Source organism: Gallalistipes aquisgranensis (assembly GCF_014982715.1).
Lineage (GTDB): Bacteria > Bacteroidota > Bacteroidia > Bacteroidales > Rikenellaceae > Gallalistipes > Gallalistipes aquisgranensis.
This window is the reverse complement of the sequence record NZ_JADCJY010000001.1, coordinates 2,010,242-2,028,894: the sequence shown is the minus strand read 5'-3', so window position 1 is coordinate 2,028,894 and position 18,653 is coordinate 2,010,242. Positions and strand designations below refer to the sequence as shown.

The 18,653-nt window shown below is 54.7% G+C and carries 17 protein-coding genes; 15 read left to right on the top strand and 2 right to left on the bottom strand.

All coding sequences use genetic code 11. The features are described 5' to 3' along the window. The first annotated feature begins 143 nt into the window (after positions 1-143). The 6 genes from INF32_RS08190 (at position 144) to INF32_RS08165 (ending at position 4,273) form a co-directional block, all read left to right on the top strand. Positions 144-524, top strand: coding sequence for a hypothetical protein (locus INF32_RS08190; RefSeq protein WP_226387854.1), 381 nt, complete (start codon positions 144-146; stop codon positions 522-524). 279 nt (positions 525-803) lie between these two features. Further along, positions 804-1,865, top strand: a complete 1,062-nt coding sequence (locus INF32_RS08185) for a hypothetical protein (RefSeq protein WP_226387853.1) — start codon at positions 804-806, stop codon at positions 1,863-1,865. A 246-nt stretch (positions 1,866-2,111) separates the two neighbouring features. Continuing rightward, positions 2,112-2,489 carry a hypothetical protein gene (locus INF32_RS08180; protein WP_226387852.1) on the top strand — a complete coding sequence of 126 codons (378 nt, stop codon included), beginning with the start codon at positions 2,112-2,114 and terminating at the stop codon, positions 2,487-2,489. Next, positions 2,486-2,761 (top strand): hypothetical protein, encoded by a 276-nt coding sequence (locus INF32_RS08175; protein ID WP_226387851.1) that lies wholly within the window; start codon positions 2,486-2,488, stop codon positions 2,759-2,761. The genes INF32_RS08180 and INF32_RS08175 overlap by 4 nt, the downstream gene beginning before the upstream one ends. A gap of 579 nt (positions 2,762-3,340) precedes the next feature. Further along, entirely contained in the window at positions 3,341-3,802 is a 462-nt protein-coding gene (locus INF32_RS08170) for a lipocalin-like domain-containing protein (RefSeq protein WP_226387850.1), read from the top strand. A 9-nt stretch (positions 3,803-3,811) separates the two neighbouring features. Next, on the top strand, positions 3,812-4,273 hold the full coding sequence (locus INF32_RS08165) for a lipocalin family protein (protein ID WP_226387849.1): 462 nt from the start codon (positions 3,812-3,814) through the stop codon (positions 4,271-4,273). Between the two features lie 88 nt (positions 4,274-4,361). On the opposite strand, the gene INF32_RS08160 is transcribed toward INF32_RS08165, so the two are convergent. Continuing rightward, positions 4,362-4,832 (bottom strand): hypothetical protein, encoded by a 471-nt coding sequence (locus INF32_RS08160; RefSeq protein ID WP_226387848.1) that lies wholly within the window; start codon positions 4,830-4,832, stop codon positions 4,362-4,364. A gap of 268 nt (positions 4,833-5,100) precedes the next feature. Between INF32_RS08160 and INF32_RS08155 the strand changes: the two genes are divergently transcribed. Together INF32_RS08155 and INF32_RS08150 are read left to right on the top strand one after the other, a co-directional pair. Beyond that, the gene (locus INF32_RS08155; protein WP_226387847.1) at positions 5,101-5,484 is read left to right on the top strand and encodes an A1S_2505 family phage non-structural protein; all 384 of its coding nucleotides are present in this window, start codon (positions 5,101-5,103) and stop codon (positions 5,482-5,484) included. 683 nt (positions 5,485-6,167) lie between these two features. Continuing rightward, positions 6,168-7,166 (top strand): hypothetical protein, encoded by a 999-nt coding sequence (locus INF32_RS08150; RefSeq protein ID WP_226387846.1) that lies wholly within the window; start codon positions 6,168-6,170, stop codon positions 7,164-7,166. Positions 7,167-7,293: 127 nt separating this feature from the next. Here INF32_RS08150 and INF32_RS08145 read toward each other — a convergent pair whose 3' ends face one another. Beyond that, positions 7,294-8,907 (bottom strand): FAD-dependent oxidoreductase, encoded by a 1,614-nt coding sequence (locus INF32_RS08145; RefSeq protein WP_226387845.1) that lies wholly within the window; start codon positions 8,905-8,907, stop codon positions 7,294-7,296. 105 nt (positions 8,908-9,012) lie between these two features. On the opposite strand from INF32_RS08145, the gene INF32_RS08140 reads away from it, so the two are divergent. The 7 genes from INF32_RS08140 (at position 9,013) to ppdK (ending at position 18,614) form a co-directional block, all read left to right on the top strand. Continuing rightward, a complete protein-coding gene (locus INF32_RS08140; protein WP_226387844.1) occupies positions 9,013-10,659 on the top strand; it encodes a glycoside hydrolase family 28 protein in 1,647 nt (548 codons plus the stop codon). A 14-nt stretch (positions 10,660-10,673) separates the two neighbouring features. Next, on the top strand, positions 10,674-12,230 hold the full coding sequence (locus INF32_RS08135) for a glycoside hydrolase family 28 protein (RefSeq protein WP_226387843.1): 1,557 nt from the start codon (positions 10,674-10,676) through the stop codon (positions 12,228-12,230). A 125-nt stretch (positions 12,231-12,355) separates the two neighbouring features. Continuing rightward, positions 12,356-12,934, top strand: coding sequence for a 30S ribosomal protein S16 (locus tag INF32_RS08130; RefSeq protein ID WP_226387842.1), 579 nt, complete (start codon positions 12,356-12,358; stop codon positions 12,932-12,934). Between the two features lie 12 nt (positions 12,935-12,946). Beyond that, positions 12,947-13,462, top strand: coding sequence for a ribosome maturation factor RimM (locus INF32_RS08125; protein ID WP_226387841.1), 516 nt, complete (start codon positions 12,947-12,949; stop codon positions 13,460-13,462). 90 nt (positions 13,463-13,552) lie between these two features. Continuing rightward, entirely contained in the window at positions 13,553-14,758 is a 1,206-nt protein-coding gene (gene mnmA / locus INF32_RS08120) for a tRNA 2-thiouridine(34) synthase MnmA (protein WP_226387840.1), read from the top strand. An 89-nt stretch (positions 14,759-14,847) separates the two neighbouring features. Then, positions 14,848-15,804, top strand: coding sequence for an endonuclease/exonuclease/phosphatase family protein (locus INF32_RS08115; protein ID WP_226387839.1), 957 nt, complete (start codon positions 14,848-14,850; stop codon positions 15,802-15,804). A gap of 80 nt (positions 15,805-15,884) precedes the next feature. Continuing rightward, positions 15,885-18,614 (top strand): pyruvate, phosphate dikinase, encoded by a 2,730-nt coding sequence (gene ppdK, locus INF32_RS08110; protein WP_226387838.1) that lies wholly within the window; start codon positions 15,885-15,887, stop codon positions 18,612-18,614. The last annotated feature ends 39 nt before the right edge of the window (positions 18,615-18,653 follow it).

The following is an 18,653-nucleotide window of genomic DNA, read 5'->3' as shown; positions in this document are numbered from 1 at the left end:
CTTTCGCCCTTTTCGACATTCCTGTTTTCCACATTTTTTGAGTACGAAATGAAAATTGTCTTTAATGAGATAAATACAAGATAAAAAAATATAGAAGATTTTATATGAAGAGATATTTGTCTATCAATTAATTATCTAATATTATGAAAAATCAAATTATCAAGGCTCCCGAGAGAGCCGTTTATCTCTCGGACTTCATGACCGAAATTCCTATCAACTGTTTATTTAATAAGAAACAGACAGGATGCGGTGCTACCGAACTGGCAATCCGTAATAGCATCCCCACAATTATCGCCATGCCTTACGTGGCATTGGTGAAGAACAAAACCCTTTACCGCAAAGATGGCATTCCCGTACTGGGAGTTTATGAGGGAGTTACCGAACAAGACATCATCGGATATGCCCAAACGCATACTCCATTAAAGATCGCCACCACCTACGATTCATTACCCCGCACCATCGCAGCATTACAGGCGACAGGAATCGACCCTTACAAGGACTTATTCTTATTAGTAGATGAATGACACGTACTGTTCAACTCCTATTCGTTCCGCCATCGAGCAATCAAAGAATTGTTTTCGGAAGCATCGAAATTCTCTCGTGTCACTTACATGACAGCTACGCCCATCGAACGGGAATATCTTTTGGAAGAGTTGCAGCATATACCAATCTGCGAGATTGAATGACCGCACCTTACCGAAATCAATATACGTTCCCGCCAAACTACCAAGCCCGATAAATATATCATGTCGGAGTGCGCGAAAGTGTTAGAGAATGATCTACCCTACAATCTGCATATCTTCGTGAACAGCGTGGAGTTTATCGCCAAAGTGCTCGACGATCTAAAACTATCCCCTGAATCCGTTAAGGTGGTCTGTTCGACTTCTGGGGATGCAAAAGCGGGGAATGAGAGGAAACTCGGCAAGAGCTATCCTATCGGTCAACCATCCGATCCTGTCAGGAAAATCAACTTCTATACCTCGACCTGCTTCGAGGGATGCGATATCTACGATGAAAGAGGCGTCACATTCATTGTCAGCGACGGACGAAAAGCGCATACCTTACTGGATATATCCACCCTCTTCACCCAAATCTGCGGACGCATCCGAAATTCAAAATACAAAACAGAGATTATTCATGTCTACTCAACGACCAAATATAGTCGGGAGATCACATTGGATGAATTTGTCGAGGCTACGAAAAAAACCTTGCGGGACGCCGAGGAATATGCCGCGGAGATTAACGGGCTGAGCGAAGCGACACGCATTAAAACCTTATCTAAAATCCCCTACATAAATGAACAATATGTGCGGATCGAAAATAATCGTCTGGTGGTGGATCGAAACCTCGCCAACATGGATATTGTCAACTTCAAGATCAGTCGTCATATATACCGCACCTATGTAAACCTTACAGACGAATTACAGCGTAACGGGTACAGGATAACCCAATACTCATACAGTCGTGTAATTGAGAAAATCACGACCAAACCGAGTGCACGGGTAACGTTTCAAGAGTTGTTCGACGAATACCACAGGTTGAAAACGACCCAACCGTTTTTTTCACTGGATAACCACGAGGAACTATGCGCTCGGATAGCAGCCAAATACCCGTTGGTGAAACAGGCTTACGAGAAGCTGGGGGTAAGTCGTGTACAGGCGCTCAAATACCATGTCTGCAATATCAAAAGAGAGTTGGTTAAGAATCTGTCCGTAGGCGATGAATACAAGATCGTAAAGATGATAAATACCACCCTACCCAAACAAACGGTCATATCCAAAAGCAGGATAAAAGCCGAACTGCAACGGATATACGACACATTAGGAATAAAGCGAACCGCGAAAGCATCCGACCTTTCCAAGTGATACGAAGTAAAAGAGACCGCCCCTAAGATCGACGGTAAAACGATAGCCTGCCTCACGATCATTCGTGGTCGGTTCATCAGTCGGTAGCATAGCAGTCCAATTATATATTCTGCACACACAGATACATTATATCAATCCCCCTCCCCATATCGGGAGGAAAACCGAATGATTTCCTGTCATTGTTCATGGATATATGTGGAGTTATTTTTCAACAGATAGTTGGGAATAACTTAAATCATATAGACCATGAGAACATTAAATGAACGGGCAGCAGAAATCCTGTGTGACCTATTAAAAGAACCAAAACCACGCCTCTTAAACCCCAGATCAGTCCAAGCAGTAGTGACGGGGCGCATCGGGAAATTCAACATTGTTTCACTTGTGTGGCACATCGAAATAAAGGGTGTTCGTTATCGCGATCCCGAGATCATCATAGGCCATGACACGAGAAACCAACTCTTCATCCCTTACCATTACATGAACGACTTCTTCGGAGTAGAACAATGTTACGCCCAACCAACCGCCGACGACATGATACTTCTCGATGAATTCGGGCAATACAACCTGGCAAGTCTGACCAACCGTTTGCTATTAAAGAGTACTTCAAAACAGGTTATCCGATGAATGCGCAACGAATCGTAGAGAACTGTGTTTTGAAGAATCAAAGCACAGTCGTAGAAGAGATGATACAGGCAAATTTGATCTCTCTGGAATATCTTGATCCATTTACGGACGAGGTACTGGAGTGGTGGCTCATTGATTCGTGGTTGGCCGAACGGTTGCAACAAGAGGGTGAAGTGGTGATCGAAGAGTACGGCTGTTTCTGGTGGGGACGTTCAACGAGTGGGCAGGCCATCTGTCTCGACAGCGTGATCCAAAAGATCGCCGAAGAATAGCCGCACGATACTCTATCTTATAAAATCGGGGTAATGTCTGAGGATGCGACATTTACAAAATGTCTCACTAAAGCGTTATCCCGATTTTTGTTTTTATGTATGCATAATCTTCGTAACCTCTCTTTCGGTTTTCACGATAGGCGTGTTATTGCATAGAAGTTGGCTTAAATTCTCTTCCTGTGCGGTCATGATTCCCCAATCTGGAAATAACATACTTGTCTTTCAATATTGATTTTTCAGAACTTTACACTCAATTTTACACCCTGCAACAACCCCTTCGGGTAAGATGTTTTGCTTTTTAGTTTGGCGTGGTTATCTTTGCGGTAACATACTGACAAACACGGAAAGTGTAGCTTATTCTCGTTGAACGAACGTAGGAAATTCGATTAATAGCGGAGAGTAGGCAAGCATCTTGCCGCGTTCTTATCCACCTGGATATGGGCGCGGGGTTGTTGCTTATTTTATGCTATTAGGTTTCCTACGACCTGTTCAACTAAAGTAAGTTTTCAGCCCTGCGCTTTCTTTTTTGGATTAATCGCCATACAGGGGCTGAGTGGCAACCAAACTTATTCTTATATCATGAAAAAACTATTCTTGTTTGTGGCTGTGATGATGGCTGCCGTTGCTTTCTCTTCCTGTTCGAAAGATGAGGACGAAAACCCTTCAATAATCGGAACATGGCAGATCACACATTCCGAAGGGACGGAATTTGATAATAGTGGAAAGCCACATTATCAATGGTCGGAAGACTACCCCGTTTTCGATGAACATGAAAATGGATTTTGCTGGTCATACACTTTCAATAATGATGGAACGTGCGTAAATAAAACTTATGAAATCGGAATATCGGATGAAGATGATGATCCTAAATATTATACTTATTCCATCTCCGAGAACAAATTGATCATGCAAAGCCAATATGGTGATCAGGATATTTACGAAATCAAAAAACTGTCATCTGATCAACTCATATTATTTTACCACATCCAAAATGATTACTACACAACTGAGGGTACAGAAACATACAAACGGATAAAATAGCATTCATTTATGAAAAGAATACTCTCGTTCTTGACCATATTAATGGTCGTTGCCTTATATTCTTGTTCCAAAGATGAGGATAGCAAAGAAGTATCTATAATTGGAACATGGCAAATCACTCGTGACGGAGGATCTATTGTTTATAACGATGGAACACACACAAGTGCTTCAAACGATTACCCTCTCTCTTTTAATGGACAAGAATATGGTTATTATTGGTCTTACACTTTTAATGGTGATGGAACATGCATATGGACGACTTATGCCGATAACAGAGAGCCTAAAGTCGATAATCGCTTTACCTACTCAATCTCTAACAATACTTTGACAGTAAAGCATAAAGTTGATAATAATCTCGATTTTGTTTGTGAAATCAAAAATAACACGGCCGATCAATTAGTGTTATTTTATCAGGAAAAAACTGACACCTACGTAGCGACAGGAACCCACTTTTACAAACGGATAAAATAGAGTTCTTAACTATTAAAGGACAGACTTGTGCAGACGGTCTAGATTATACCGTTCTGCATAAGTTTGTCCTTTTTTAGAAGTTAATTTATTACCAAATTCTCCATCTACCACATTCTTCGCGTTGAGTACTCCACTGTACTTGATATGCCCAGCCAAATATAGTATCAATAAGAATAAAATTATAATTATTCCCTGTTGGATACAATTCATATCTGCCAATTACGTCAGAATCGGAATTAATCGCATTACAAACAGAACATTCCATTCGATCAGAATCCTTGTCTATCCCAATTTGAAGCATTGTTACACATCCCGTGCAAGTATCTAATTTTAGCGAAATATAGATATTCGTTGTCCTATATACTTTGTATCTACCAATTTGATTTTTCCAGAAAGCATCATTTGTAATATCCGAGACATTTTTTTCTATGCTTGTTAACAAACTATCGCGCTGAATCTCAGTTAGCGGTTTTATATCAACTTTTAAAGAATCAGAACCTTGCCCATATATGTATAATGAGCCAATAAGGAAAAAGACAATGAAAGGTAATTTTTTCATAATTAGTTTTTGTTATAAGTTCATGTCAGTTTATTAATCAAATATATGTATTTTTTATTTATATTCACATAGTAATCAAATCACAATAATATACTATTTTGATGATATTCGTATCAAACAATAGGGGTACTGATAATTTCCAGAATTATTATGATTCATAATTCAATTTTTATATAAAAATAGGGCTAAGTAGTTAATTAAAAAAGAGTTTATTTAGACTCTTTTCTATGTTTGTCCTTTTTCCTATTTTTGAAGAAACAGACCCGTTATGAGAATAGCATCCAATCATATCGTTACGCTCCAACCTAATGAGATTTTCGTTTTTGGGAGCAATCTGGCAGGACAACACGGAGGTGGTGCAGCACGGCTGGCTTATCAAAAATTCGGTGCTGTGTGGGGACAAGGTGTCGGACTACAAGGTCAAAGTTATGGAATACCCACCATGCAGGGCGGTGTGGAGACCATTAAGCCATACGTGGATGAATTTATCGAGTTTGCCAAACGAAATCCGCAACTGAAATTTCTGGTAACGGAGATCGGTTGTGGAATAGCAGGCTTTCGAGTCGAAGAGATTGCACCTCTATTCAAGCAAGCAATGGAGGTGGAGAACATCTACCTACCCGAACGTTTCTGGAAAGTGTTGGAGGGATAGCAAAACTGACAACTATCAGAAAAGGACAGACTTTTGCAAAGGGGTTTATTTAAGACCCCTTGCAAATGTTTGTCCTCTTTGTTTAATAGCTTTCTATGGAGTTATACTTATACAGATATGTGTGTACAGTCACGCTACGGCCGACAGCACAACAAGCAATTTATAATACCAAATAATTAACTGATTTATTAACCAACACTTCGATTCACACAAAGAGTGTAAACCAGTGTGTAAACCAAAATTTTCAGAAAAGAGAAACGAGAAAAAGTCGTGATTGTAATTGCTATATTTACAGACGATTGCAGGTTGCATTCTCGGGCGATTCGAACGCTCGACCCACAGCTTAGAAGGCTGTTGCTCTATCCAACTGAGCTACGGAACCGTTTTTGTCAGGGCTCAAAATTAGCGTAATTATTCCGAATCTGCAAAATAATCTGTCGGTTGTGTTGCAGGAACGTGTTGCCGGGCGGCGTACGGGGGGGGGGCTGGCCGGAACGGATGGACGGAGGGAACGGCAGCGGTTGAAGCGGACTCCGGAGCAGGAATACGGGTTCTGTCGTCCGGCGGGGTGTCCCGTATTCGGAGAGCGCGTGTGCGTTCGCATGACGAACTACGGCCCCGGGAAACACTGTTTTTTTGTCGGAATTTTTTATATTTGTTACCGACCGTAACAGAATGCGATTATGAAAAAAGCGATTCTTTTGTCGATATTGTTGTCGTTCGGCGGGTACGGGGCACTGTCCACTCCGCAGGTGAAAGATCAGCTCGTCGTGAAAGGCGATACGATGGAGTTGTGCGACGAACCTCTGGGTCGTTATTTTGCACAGCAGAACCTGACTATCGAGAAGATGGCCAAAAGGAGGGTCGGCGGTTCTACGGCCTGTTATCGGGGCTATGTAGCCACCTGGCTGATCGAGAACGACAGCCTCTACCTGACGGAGATATGGTGCGACGAGAAACTTCTCGACCTGTCGGATCATTTCGGACCGAAGTGCCGGGACGGGCGCGTGTGGGCCGACTGGTACACCGATACGCTGTATGCGCAGTACGGACGCCATGTTTATGAAAGTTATTGGCACAGTTTGGGGCATATCTGTGAACGGGAGCGGTCGTGGCCGGTGCGGGGCGGAGTGGTGGCGACCGCGGAGGAGAAGGATTATTCGACGCTTACGGCGGCCGGCCGCAGGGGATTTATCCGTATATGGAACCGTGACAGTCTGGACACGGGTTCCGTCCTGCCCCAACTGGTGAAGCGGATACGGAAACGTTTCCGGTGGACGCCCGAGATGACCGAAAGCAAATCCGTCAAAATTTGTTTCTACGTCGGCGACGACCTGTCCAATGCGGTGCTGACCGAGACGGAATATGACAAGAGAAACCTGGAAATGGTCTGGAGATTCATGCGGCCGAGCATCCGGAACTGTTCGGCAGAGGCTGTGGCGAGATGGGAGAAAGAGGACCGGCGGTACAGGGAGCGGATCGATTCGATGGAGAGGCGGATCGCGCAGACGGACGACCCCTATGTGAGGGAGTTGAAGCGGGTGCTGTCGTCCGTGAAGGTGGAGACGATTCTTTGGGCCGGCCGGCCGTGTCCGTTCCTGTTGGAATACCAGCATACATATTATTTCGATCCCAGGCACCGGACGATCCGGGGCGTGGAGTCGTGGCACGAGGACGAATAGTCCCGTAGCCGTACGGCGCGTTTGGACATTGCCGCCCCGGAGAAACGGGCCGGCAGGGCAAAAGGGGGCCGGATAGACGAAGGAGGGGGCAGCTGCCCCCTCCTTCGTCTATCCGGATGTTCCGTTCCTATTTCTTTTTCGGGTCGGTGTATTCGAACACCTGGCCCTGCACTTTCAGCCGGGCCTGCAGGCCGGGGACGTCTATCCGCTGCACGGCGGTTTTCTCCCTGGCCGCTTGTGCTGCCGCCACGCCGGCCGCGTGTCCGGCAATCATATAGACGGGCTCCATGCGCAGCGATCCGTAAATCACGTGCGAGGCCGAGAGGCAGATCGTCACCAGCAGGTTTTCGCACTCCTCCTCTTTCGGCGTGAGGCTCCGGTAGGGAATCTGGTAGGGTTTCATGGGCTGGTGGGAGAATTTGCCCTGTACGCCCTCAACGGGAATCCCCATGTTCCCTTCGACGATCAGCCGGCCGTCGGGCGTGATCGTCCGCTGCACGTTGTGGCAATCCATGAAGTAGGAGCCCATGCCGACCGCATCCTCCTTCGTCGCGTTTTCCCAGGCATCCTGCTGCCGCATCACGTAGGCCCCCTTCATGCGGCGGCCCTCCCGGATGTAGAGCGTACGCGGCCAGTGGCCGTTGTCCGCGAACTCGTCCTTGGCGAAGCCCCAGGTCGAGGCCTCCCGGCGGAGCGCTTCGGGCACGCGCGGGTCGTGGGTGAAGAACCACAGCGCCCCCATCTGGTAGTCCTTGTGGTACTGCCATATCTTCTGCCGCTCGGCATAGCTGCCGTCCGGATACCCCCACGACACGTTGCTCAGGTCCATGTGGTTGATGTCAGTCTTGCCGTTGGGCATGTGGTAGAAGGTGTACACGCCGTCCAGCCTGGTTACGTTCGTCTTCAGCACCCGGTCGAGCGTTCCCTTGTAGCGTACGGGATCGTAGTTGTCGGGTTTGGTGAAAGGCACGCGGTTCTCCGGACGGTTGGTCAGCGTGAGGCGGAAACAATAGGCCTGCACCTTGTTGTCCGCTTCGCCCGGTTCGCCCGCCTCCCCGAAATAGTAGTCGTAGGGGAAGTTCCTGTACTCTTCCCTCATCTGGGCGATCCGCTTGGCCCCCACTTTCCGCACCGGCAGGTCCGTGCGGGTACGTACGCCCGCTCCTGGTTCGCCGTACTCCTTCATGCTTTCCCGGCCCACGGTGTAGGATACGCCGGCCCAGGCCATCAGGTCGCCCTCGTACGTGGCGTCTATGAAGACCGGGGCCGTGAAGCTGTCGCCGTTTTCCATGACGATGCGGCGGATTTTACCGCCCTTGCACTCCACGCCCTTCTTCTCCAGCAGACGGGCTCCGTAGAAGATCTGCACGCCCGCCTCCTTCGCCATGGCGACGAACGTGTTTTCGGCCACGGAAGGCTCCATCTTCCAGCAGGGTTTTCCTCCCATGCCGTAATGGTCCCCCACGCGGATGAAAAACTCCCGGGCGTAGCCCCCGATCGTGGTCTCCTTTCCTTTGTCCACATTGCCCAGCCCGCTGCTGGTCATGCCGCCCAGGTGACGGGTCTCTTCCAGCAGGGCCACCTTCGCCCCTTCGCGGGCGGCGGCGCAGGCCGCGATGACACCGGAGGAGGTGCCTCCGTAAACCACTACGTCGAATGTGTGCCGGGTCGGTTTCTCTCCGGCCCGCAGCAGGGCCGGAATGAACAGGGCGAGTGCCGCCCACAGAATCGTTTTCTTCATTTTTTCAAGGGTTTGTTAGTCAGGTGTCCGAAAGATAGGGCTATTTTTTTGAATTCTGAATTTTTTCCCCATCTTTGTGTTCCCAACCCTGAAAAAACCGACATGATGAAAATGAAATTGCTGGCAGCGTGTATGCTGTTCGCTGCCCAGATCGCCCTGGGCGTGACCGTCGATGTCACCCGGGCCGGGGCGAAGCCCGACGGGCAGACTCTCTGCACCGAAGTGATCCAGAAAGCCATCGACAAATGTTCCGCCGCAGGCGGGGGCGAAGTGCTCCTTCCCGCTGGCCTCTACCTGAGCGGCACGCTCTATCTGAAGGACAACGTGACCCTGCGGCTCGAGGCGGGGGCGACGCTGCTGGGCAGCACCCGCATGGAGGATTACGATCCCTACAACCTGATCCGGGCCACCGGGGCGGAGAACATCGCCATCGTGGGCGAGGGAACGCTCGACGGCCGGGGTTCCTCGTTCTGGGTGGCGGCCGATCTGGGCCGTTCGCGCCGTCAGTACGGCTGGGTGACTACGTTCAGGCACGACCATCCCACCGACGGCAAGGGGCGTCGTCTGGCCCCGGGCAATCTGATCCTGCTCACCGAGTGCCGGAACGTGCGGATCGAAGGGGTCACCCTGCGCGACTCCGAGAGCTGGACGGTGAACCTGCTGGCGTGCGACGAAGTGATGGTCCGCGGGGTGAAAATCCGCAACTACCTGCACGGTCCCAATACGGACGGCATCGACATCGTGGCCTCGCGCAACGTGACGATCTCCGACTGCGACATCTACACGGCCGATGACGCCATCGTGCTCAAGAACCGTGTGCAGAAGTACTGGTCGCGTGCCTGCGAGAATGTCACCGTGACCAACTGTATCCTGACCAGCTCCTGCAACGGTTTCAAGATCGGAACGGAGACGCTGGGCGATTTCCGCAACATCGTTTTCAGCAATTCGGTCATCAAGGCGGGCCGCCCCGACGAGGAGCTGGCGCGGACGGGAGCTTCCACCATTCAGCCCGACCACTGGGGCAATGCGCTCGCGCCGCTGGCCGGCATCGCCATCGAGAGCGTGGACGGCAGCCGGATCGACGGCGTGTCGGTCTCCAATATCGTGATGGACGAGGTACGCGCCCCGATCTTCATCCGGCTCGGTGCCCGGAATGCGGCCGGAGACAAGTCCGACAAGCCCTGCCCGGGCTCGATCCGGAATGTCTCCGTGTCGGACGTGATCGCCCGCGAGGCTTCGACGGCCTCTTCGGTGACGGCCGTCGAGAACGCTTTCGTGGAGAACGTCGTGCTCGACAACGTCCTGATCCATACCAAAGGGGGCGGAACCGAACAGATGGCCGCCGTCGAGATGGCGGAGAAGCGGACCTCCTATCCCGAGGCCACCATGTGGGGCCACATGCCCGTGTCGGGCCTGTATGTCAAGAACGTGAAGGGGATGCGCATCGACGGTGTGCAGATTTTCCCCGACGAGGCCGACAGGCGTCCGCTCGTGCTGATGGAGAATGCCGCGGAGGTGTCGGTGACCGGTTTCGTCACTGGGGCGGGCAATGCCGGGGCTTCGGTATTCCTGCTGAAAGGGGTGCGCGACGTCTGGTTCCGCGACGTGCGGATTCCGGAGGCCGCTCCGGCCGCTGTCTGGTTCGAGGTGACCGGCGGGTCGGAAGGCGTGTCGGTCGACACGCCGCAGATCGCTTCGCTTCCTTCGGCACGTGTGAAGAGCGGTGCCGCCGATAAGGTGTCCGTACGATAAAACAACGAAAGGATATGAAGAGGATTTTGGTCGTTTTGCTCTCCCTGGGCTGGCTGGGTGCCGGAGCCATGGAGATAAACGTTATGAAATACAAACCCAAACCCGACGGGAAAAGTTATTGCACGAAGGCGTTGCAGCAGGCCATCGACGACTGTTCGGCGGCCGGCGGCGGTACGGTGATCGTACCCGACGGCGTCTATCTGACCGGTGCGATCTGGATTAGGGACAACGTCGAACTGCGTTTGAGCAAACGGGCCCGTCTGCTGGGTAGTACCCGCAGTTCGGAGGAGGCGGGCGATTATCCGAAGGGTACCACGGCCCTGGTGAATTTCGACGGGGTGAAGAACGCGGCCCTCACCGGTTTCGGCACGGTAGACGGGCAGGGCGGCGATCCGGTCTTCGATCTGGGCGACAATGCCGAGTTCAAAGGTAAGGGGCGCCGGTTCAACAACGTCCGGGTGATGAAGAGCAAGGATATCCGCATCGAGGACGTCACGCTCACGGCTCCCGGAACCTGGACGCTCCGCCTGTTGCAGAGCGAGGACATCCAGGTGCGCGGGGTGAAGATCTATTCGTTCTCCAACCACAACAACGACGGCATCGACATCGACGCGTGCAACGTGGTGATCTCCGACTGCATCATATACAGCGAGGACGACGCCCTCTGTTTCAAGAGCGACAGCCGCGCCCGCAAATATATCGTGGAGAATGTCGTGGTGACCAACTGCATCCTGGCCACCAACTGCAACGCCATAAAGTTCGGCACGTCCGGCTGGGCCGGTTTCCGCAACATCGCCATCACCAACTGCGCCATCCGCCGGGCCCCGACCCACAACGTGAAGGACCGCACGAACTTCACGGGCATCACCAATCCGGCCTCGTGCGAGATGGGCATCGCGCTGGAGATGGTGGACGGCGGCATGATGGAGAACATCACCATCAGCAATATCGTCATGCGGGGCGTCATGACCCCGATCTTCATCCGGCTCGGCGCCCGCAATGGCGAGGTGCGCCATCTGAAGAACGTGCTCATCAGCCAGGTCACCGCCGAGAGCGAAGGCTTCATGAGTTCCTCGATCACGGGCGTTCCCGGCCACCGGGTAAGCGGAGTGACCCTGCGCGACATCGTGATCCGCAGCATGGGCAAGGGAACCACGACGCATGCCCTGAAAGTGATGCCCGAAAAGGAGGCCGGCTATCCCCAGAACAACATGTTCGGTTACACGACCCCTTCGCACGGCCTTTACATCCGCCATGCAGAGAATATCACGATGGAGAACATCCAGCTCTTCACGCAGGAGCCGGACAAGCGCCCGGCCATCATCATGGACGACGTGGAGAATGTGTGGCTGAACAACTTCCAGGGTGAGAAACCAGCCGAGAAGATGCCTATGGTGCGTATCGTCGACGGCCGGCGGATACGCATTTCCGGGTTCCGCCAGCAGACGGGGGCGCCGGCCCTCTTCCTCGAGGCGACGGGTGACTCCTCCTCGATCCTGTTGCGCGACAACGAACTGGAGGGCGTGAAGCAGGTGGTGAGGGCTCCTGAAGGGGCGGTGAAGCAGCTGTAAGGGGTTCCGTCCGCCGCGGCAGAGCCAAAAAAGCCCGGATGTCTTGGTTTTTCGGGAATAATGCCTTATATTTGCAGCCCCGTTCCCCGTGAACGGGACGGTAAAAACATAAAAATTCAAGTACAATGCCTGTAAAAATCAGATTGTCGCGTCACGGTAAGAAGGGTTTCGCCTTCTATCATATCGTCGTCGCAGATGGCAGGGCGCCACGTGATGGTAAGTTTATCGAGAAGATCGGAGTCTACAATCCGAACACGAATCCTGCTACGATCGATCTGAGCTTCGATAGAGCTCTGGATTGGTTGCAAAAAGGCGCACAACCCACCGATACCTGCAGAGCCATTCTGTCGTACAAGGGGGTGATGTATAAGAAACACCTGCTGGGCGGTGTGGCCAAGGGCGCGTTCTCCGCAGAGGAGGCCGAGAGCCGTTTCGCCAAGTGGATGGAGCAGAAAGCAGCCAAGATCGAAGCCAAAGCCAACAAGCTGGGCGCCGACAAGACCGCTGCCGAGAAGGCCCGTCTGGCCGAAGAGGCCAAGGTGAACGAGGAGCGGGCCAAAGCGCTGGCCGCCAAGAAGGCCGCCGCTGCCGAAGAGGCCGCCAAACTGGCTGCCGAACAGGCTGCCGAGGAGGCCGAAGCCGCCGCAACCGAGGGTGTGGCCGAAGAGGCTCCCGAAACCAAGATCGCTCAGGAAGAGGCTTAATCTCCGGCGGAGATGGGCATGCTTCCGGTGGGACGGGTCTCGAAGTTGTTCGGCCGCAAGGGCGAACTTCTGGTAAATCTGTACGATTCGTTTCCCGCCGATTTCAAGATAGAGGAACCGCTGTTCGTGAGGATCGACTCGCTGGCGGTTCCTCTTTTTATGGAACATTTCGAACGCAGGGGCCGCTCCGGTGCGCTCCTTTCGTTCGCCGATCTCGACAATGAAGTGCGGGCGGGCGAGCTCGTAGGGCTCGAGCTCCTGTTGCGGGAGCGGGTTCCCGACGGGGAGGCCGAGGACGACGAGATCTATATGGAGGATCTGGTCGGTTTCCGGGCCCGGCTGACCGACGGAGTGGAGGGCGAGATCGAAGGGTTCGAGGAGGGCGAAAACCCTCTTTTCAGGATCGGGTTGCAGGGCAGGGAGGTGTTGGTGCCTGCCGTGGACGATTTTATAGCGAGTTTCGACCTGACCCGGCGGGTGGTGGTTTTCTCGCTGCCCGAGGGGTTGTTGGAACTCTATACGGAATAGGACCGGGAGGGAACGATCCGTGCCGCAGGCTTCCCGGAGGGACGTCGGCGGCATATTGTGTTTTATCAAGGGACGAAAATCTGGTTCGGTATGGCGAAAGAGCGTGTGGTCATAGGCCTCTCCGGGGGTGTCGATTCGAGCGTCGCGGCCTGGCTGCTCCGGGAGCAGGGCTACGACGTGGTGGGTCTTTTCATGATTAACTGGCACGATACGACGGGTACGCTGGCGGGCGACTGTCCGTGGCACGACGACCGCGTGTTCGCCGAACTGGTGGCCCGCCGGCTGGACATTCCGCTGCATGTGGTCGATCTGAGCGGGGAGTATCGCCGCCGGGTGGTCGATTATATGTTCTCCGAATATGAGCGGGGCCGCACGCCCAATCCCGATGTGCTCTGCAACCGGGAGATCAAGTTCGACGTCTTTCTGAAGGAGGCGCTGAAACTGGGGGCCGACTATGTGGCGACGGGGCATTACTGCCGCCGGGCCGAAACGGAGGCGGACGGAAGGAGGGTGTACCGGCTGCTGGCCGGCAGCGACCCCAACAAGGACCAGAGCTATTTCCTTTGCCAGCTGTCCCAGGAACAGCTCTCCCGGGCCATGTTCCCGATCGGGGAGATGGTGAAGCCCGAGGTGCGCCGCATCGCCGAAGAACAGGGCCTGGCCACGGCCCGGAGGAAAGATTCCCAGGGCATCTGTTTCGTGGGTAAGGTGGACCTGCCCGTTTTCCTGCAGCAGAAACTGAAGGCTTGCCGGGGCGACATCGTGGAGATTCCGGCCGACTGGCCCGGCTATGCCCGTGCGGAAGCCCTGTGCGGCATGGGTCCGGATACACAGGAGGGACTCGATGCGCTGGCGGCCCCGTACGAATACGAACCGTCCGACGGCCGGAAGGCGGGCGAGCACAACGGCGCCCATTTCTATACGATCGGCCAGCGCAAAGGGCTCAATGTGGGGGGGCGTCCCGAGCCGCTCTTCGTGATCGCCACCGACGTGGAGCGCAACATCATCTACGTGGGACAGGGGCAGGAGCATCCGGGTCTGTTCCGGAGAGGGCTGCGCATCCTGCCTCAGGTGATGCACTGGATTCGGCCCGACCTGCGGATGGAGGCGGGCGAATGTCGCCCGTACAGCCTGCGCATCCGGTATCGCCAGCCCTTGCAGGCGGGGCGGCTCTATGTGACGGAGCGGGGCGGCTATCTCGTGTTCGACCGGCCCCAACGGGGCGTGACGGCCGGACAGTTCGCCGCATGGTACGACGGCGAGGAACTGGTGGGCTCCGGCGTGATCGACCGGTAGCCTGCGTGCCGGACGTTTTTTCGCGCTGCGGATAGTTCCGTCGCCGTCGATAAGGAGGAACCGATTGAATCATGGATATGCGTTCGGATATGAAAGTCTGGTTGCTGGCCGCGCTGTTCTGGGTGTCGGGGCTTGCCGCTTCTTTGCCCTCCGCGGCTCAGGAACGCGTGTCGCTGGCGTTTTATAATGTCGAGAACCTGTACGATACGGTGCCTTCGGCCTTCTATGATGACCGCGACTATACGCCCGGGGGCCGGATGGGCTGGGGCGGGGAGCGTTACGGCGCGAAACTGCGCAACCTGGCCCGGGTGATCGACGCCATGGCGCCCGACGTGATCGGTCTGGCGGAGGTCGAGAGCGAGCGGGCCGTGCGGGAGCTGGTGATGACCCTGCGCACCGACTACAACTATATCCACCGTACTACGGGCGATTATCGCGGCATGGACGTGGCGTTGCTCTACAAGGGCGACAAGTTCATTCCGGAACGGGTGCGGCAGGTGCCTTCGGCCTCGGGCCGCGAGTTTCTCTATGTGCGGGGCGAACTGCTCGGCGAGCGGGTCGATCTGGTGATATGCCATCTTCCGTCGCAGTTCAACGTTTACGGGCGGAGGGTCGCTTCGCTGGCGAGGCTTTACCGTTTCGTCGATTCGCTGCACCGGGCCGATCCCCGGGCGAGAATGGTCGTGGCGGGCGATTTCAATGCAAATCCCACCGACCGGGCCATGCGCCGGGCATTCCGCACGGGCCGCCGGGTGGCGGACGGGAGCGTCTTCCTGTTCGGTCCGCTCTATCCGATGTTCCGGCGCGGATACGGCTCCTATGTCTACCGCGACCGCTGGAACCTGTACGACAATTTCTTTCTGGACAACGGGTTCCTCTCCGGCGACGGGTGGCGCTACGACCGGGCGGGCATCTTCGTCCGGGAATGGATGCTTTCCCCGGGAGACGCCGGGCGCCGTGGATATCCGCTGCGGACCTTTTCCTCCGGAGCCTACACGGGCGGATTCAGCGATCATTTGCCCGTTTTTGTCGAGTTGACACGTTAATTTTTTGATAATTACAAAAATTCCCGTATCTTGGACAATCTGAAAATACAGTACCTAATTAAATTAACCGATAAATCAATATGCCAAACGTAAAAAGAGTCTATACCTTCGGCAACAAAAAGGCCGAGGGGAACGGAAAAATGAGAGAGCTGCTGGGCGGCAAGGGGGCCAATCTGGCCGAGATGAATCTGATCGGCATTCCCGTGCCTCCCGGTTTCACCATCACCACGGAGGTCTGCACCGAGTATTACGAGCACGGAAAGGAGAAGGTCGTGGAGCTGATCCGTCCCGCCGTGGAGGATGCCGTGAAACAGATCGAGAAACTGACCGGCACCGGTTTCGGCAGCGAGACCAATCCTCTGCTGGTTTCGGTGCGTTCGGGTGCGCGCGCCTCGATGCCCGGCATGATGGATACGATCCTGAACCTCGGCATGAACGACCAGGCCGTGGAGGCCGTCTCCAAACGGACGGGCAATCCCCGTTTCGCGTGGGACTCCTACCGCCGTTTCGTGCAGATGTACGGCGACGTGGTGCTGGGCATGAAGCCCGCCAGCAAGGAGGACCACGATCCCTTCGAGGAGATCATCGACCAGGTGAAGGCCGAGCGCGGCGTGAAGAACGACACGGACCTGACGACCGACGATCTGAAGGAGCTCGTGAAGCGTTTCAAGGCCGCCGTGAAGAAGCAGACCGGTGAGGATTTCCCGGCCAATCCGTGGGACCAGCTGTGGGGTGCCGTATGCGCCGTCTTCCAGAGCTGGATGAACGAACGTGCCATCCTGTACCGCAAGCTCAACAACATTCCCGCCGAGTGGGGTACGGCCGTCACCGTGCAGGCCATGGTGTTCGGCAACATGGGTGAGAACTCCGCCACGGGCGTGGCCTTCTCGCGCGATGCCGCCACGGGGGAGAACATCTTCAACGGCGAGTATCTGGTCAATGCCCAGGGCGAGGATGTGGTGGCCGGTATCCGGACGCCGCAGCAGATCACCCTCGAAGGGTCGAAACGCTGGGCCAAGGCGCAGAACATCTCCGAGGAGGAGCGCAGGACGAAATATCCTTCGCTGGAGGAGGTGATGCCCGAGGTGTACAAGGAACTGGACGAGATACAGCACAATCTGGAGAGGTATTTCACCGACATGCAGGACATGGAGTTCACCATCCAGGACGGCAAGCTCTGGATGCTCCAGACCCGCAACGGCAAGCGTACCGGCGCCGCCATGGTCAAGATCGCCATGGACATGCTGGACGAAAAGCTGATCGACGAGAAGACGGCCGTGATGCGCTGTGAGCCCGAGAAGCTGGACGAGCTGCTGCACCCTGTTTTCGACAAGACTGCCATGAAGAGCGCCAAGGTGATCGCCAAGGGGCTGCCCGCTTCGCCGGGCGCCGCTGCCGGCAGCGTGGTCTTCTTCGCCGAAGACGCCGAGAAGTGGGCTGCCGACGGCAAGAAGGTGGTGCTCGTGCGGATCGAGACTTCGCCCGAGGACCTGAAGGGTATGCATGTGGCCGAGGGCATTCTCACCGCCCGCGGCGGCATGACCTCCCATGCGGCCGTTGTGGCCCGCGGTATGGGCAAGTGCTGCGTGTCGGGTGCCGGCGAACTGGTGATCGACTACAAGGCCCGTACGCTGAGCGTGGGCGGCGTCACCGTGAAGGAGGGCGACTGGATTTCGCTGAACGGCTCCACCGGCGAGGTGTACCTCGGCCAGGTGGCCACGCGTGCCGCCGAACTGAGCGGAGATTTCGCCAAACTGATGGACCTCACTTCCAAATTCGCCCATCTGAAAGTGCGTGCCAATGCCGACACGCCCGCCGATGCGAAGGTGGCTTTCGGGTTCGGTGCCGAGGGCATCGGTCTCTGCCGCACGGAGCACATGTTCTTCGAGGGCGACCGGATCAAGGCCGTGCGCGAGATGATTCTGGCCGACGACGAAGCCGGACGCCGCGTGGCGCTGGCCAAGCTGCTGCCGATCCAGCGCGGTGACTTCGAGGGTCTGTTCGAGGTGATGAACGGTCTGCCCGTGACTGTCCGCCTGCTCGATCCGCCCCTGCACGAGTTCGTTCCCCAGTTCGAGAAGGAGCAGAGGGAGCTGGCGCAGGAGATGGGTGTGCCCTACGAAAAGATCAAGGCCAAGGTGGAGGCCCTGCACGAGGTGAATCCGATGCTGGGTCACCGCGGCTGCCGTCTGGGCAATACCTATCCCGAAATTACGGAGATGCAGGCCCGTGCCATCATCGAGGCTGCCATGAACGTGAAGAAGCGGGGGATTCCGGTGCACGTGGAGATCATGGTGCCGCTGGTGGGCAACCACAAGGAGCTCCGCTATCAGAAGAATATCATCGACAGCGTGGCCGAGCAGGTGTTCACCGAGCGCAACGACCGGATCGAGTATCTGGTGGGCACGATGATCGAGGTGCCGCGTGCCGCCGTCACCGCCAACCAGATCGCCGAGGTGGCCGAATTCTTCTCGTTCGGTACGAACGACTTGACGCAGATGACCCTCGGTTTCTCGCGCGACGATATCGGCAAGTTCCTGCCCGTCTACCTGGAGAAGGGTATCCTGAAGAACGACCCGTTCCAGATTCTCGACCGCAACGGCGTGGGGCAGTTGGTGCGCGAGGCCGTCTTCAAGGGCCGCAGCACCCGTCCCGCCCTCAAGTGCGGTATCTGCGGCGAGCACGGCGGCGAGCCTTCCAGCGTGGAGTTCTGCCACTATGCCGGTCTGAACTACGTCTCCTGCTCGCCTTTCCGCGTGCCCATCGCACGCCTGGCTGCCGCCCATGCGGCGCTCAAACAGGAAAAGTAGGCGGGAAAGAGTGGAGTGGCGGCGGGCTGTGACAGTCCG

What these genes read in the sequence shown, in the direction of transcription:
- INF32_RS08190 (WP_226387854.1), top strand. Translation starts at nt 144, where the DNA reads ATGAAAAATCAAATTATCAAGGCTCCCGAGAGAGCCGTTTATCTCTCG.
- INF32_RS08180 (WP_226387852.1), top strand. Translation starts at nt 2,112, where the DNA reads ATGAGAACATTAAATGAACGGGCAGCAGAAATCCTGTGTGACCTATTA.
- INF32_RS08175 (WP_226387851.1), top strand. Translation starts at nt 2,486, where the DNA reads ATGAATGCGCAACGAATCGTAGAGAACTGTGTTTTGAAGAATCAAAGC.
- INF32_RS08170 (WP_226387850.1), top strand. Translation starts at nt 3,341, where the DNA reads ATGAAAAAACTATTCTTGTTTGTGGCTGTGATGATGGCTGCCGTTGCT.
- INF32_RS08165 (WP_226387849.1), top strand. Translation starts at nt 3,812, where the DNA reads ATGAAAAGAATACTCTCGTTCTTGACCATATTAATGGTCGTTGCCTTA.
- INF32_RS08160 (WP_226387848.1), bottom strand. Translation starts at nt 4,832, where the DNA reads ATGAAAAAATTACCTTTCATTGTCTTTTTCCTTATTGGCTCATTATAC.
- INF32_RS08155 (WP_226387847.1), top strand. Translation starts at nt 5,101, where the DNA reads ATGAGAATAGCATCCAATCATATCGTTACGCTCCAACCTAATGAGATT.
- INF32_RS08150 (WP_226387846.1), top strand. Translation starts at nt 6,168, where the DNA reads ATGAAAAAAGCGATTCTTTTGTCGATATTGTTGTCGTTCGGCGGGTAC.
- INF32_RS08145 (WP_226387845.1), bottom strand. Translation starts at nt 8,907, where the DNA reads ATGAAGAAAACGATTCTGTGGGCGGCACTCGCCCTGTTCATTCCGGCC.
- INF32_RS08140 (WP_226387844.1), top strand. Translation starts at nt 9,013, where the DNA reads ATGAAAATGAAATTGCTGGCAGCGTGTATGCTGTTCGCTGCCCAGATC.
- INF32_RS08135 (WP_226387843.1), top strand. Translation starts at nt 10,674, where the DNA reads ATGAAGAGGATTTTGGTCGTTTTGCTCTCCCTGGGCTGGCTGGGTGCC.
- INF32_RS08130 (WP_226387842.1), top strand. Translation starts at nt 12,356, where the DNA reads ATGCCTGTAAAAATCAGATTGTCGCGTCACGGTAAGAAGGGTTTCGCC.
- INF32_RS08125 (WP_226387841.1), top strand. Translation starts at nt 12,947, where the DNA reads ATGGGCATGCTTCCGGTGGGACGGGTCTCGAAGTTGTTCGGCCGCAAG.
- mnmA (WP_226387840.1), top strand. Translation starts at nt 13,553, where the DNA reads ATGGCGAAAGAGCGTGTGGTCATAGGCCTCTCCGGGGGTGTCGATTCG.
- INF32_RS08115 (WP_226387839.1), top strand. Translation starts at nt 14,848, where the DNA reads ATGAAAGTCTGGTTGCTGGCCGCGCTGTTCTGGGTGTCGGGGCTTGCC.
- ppdK (WP_226387838.1), top strand. Translation starts at nt 15,885, where the DNA reads ATGCCAAACGTAAAAAGAGTCTATACCTTCGGCAACAAAAAGGCCGAG.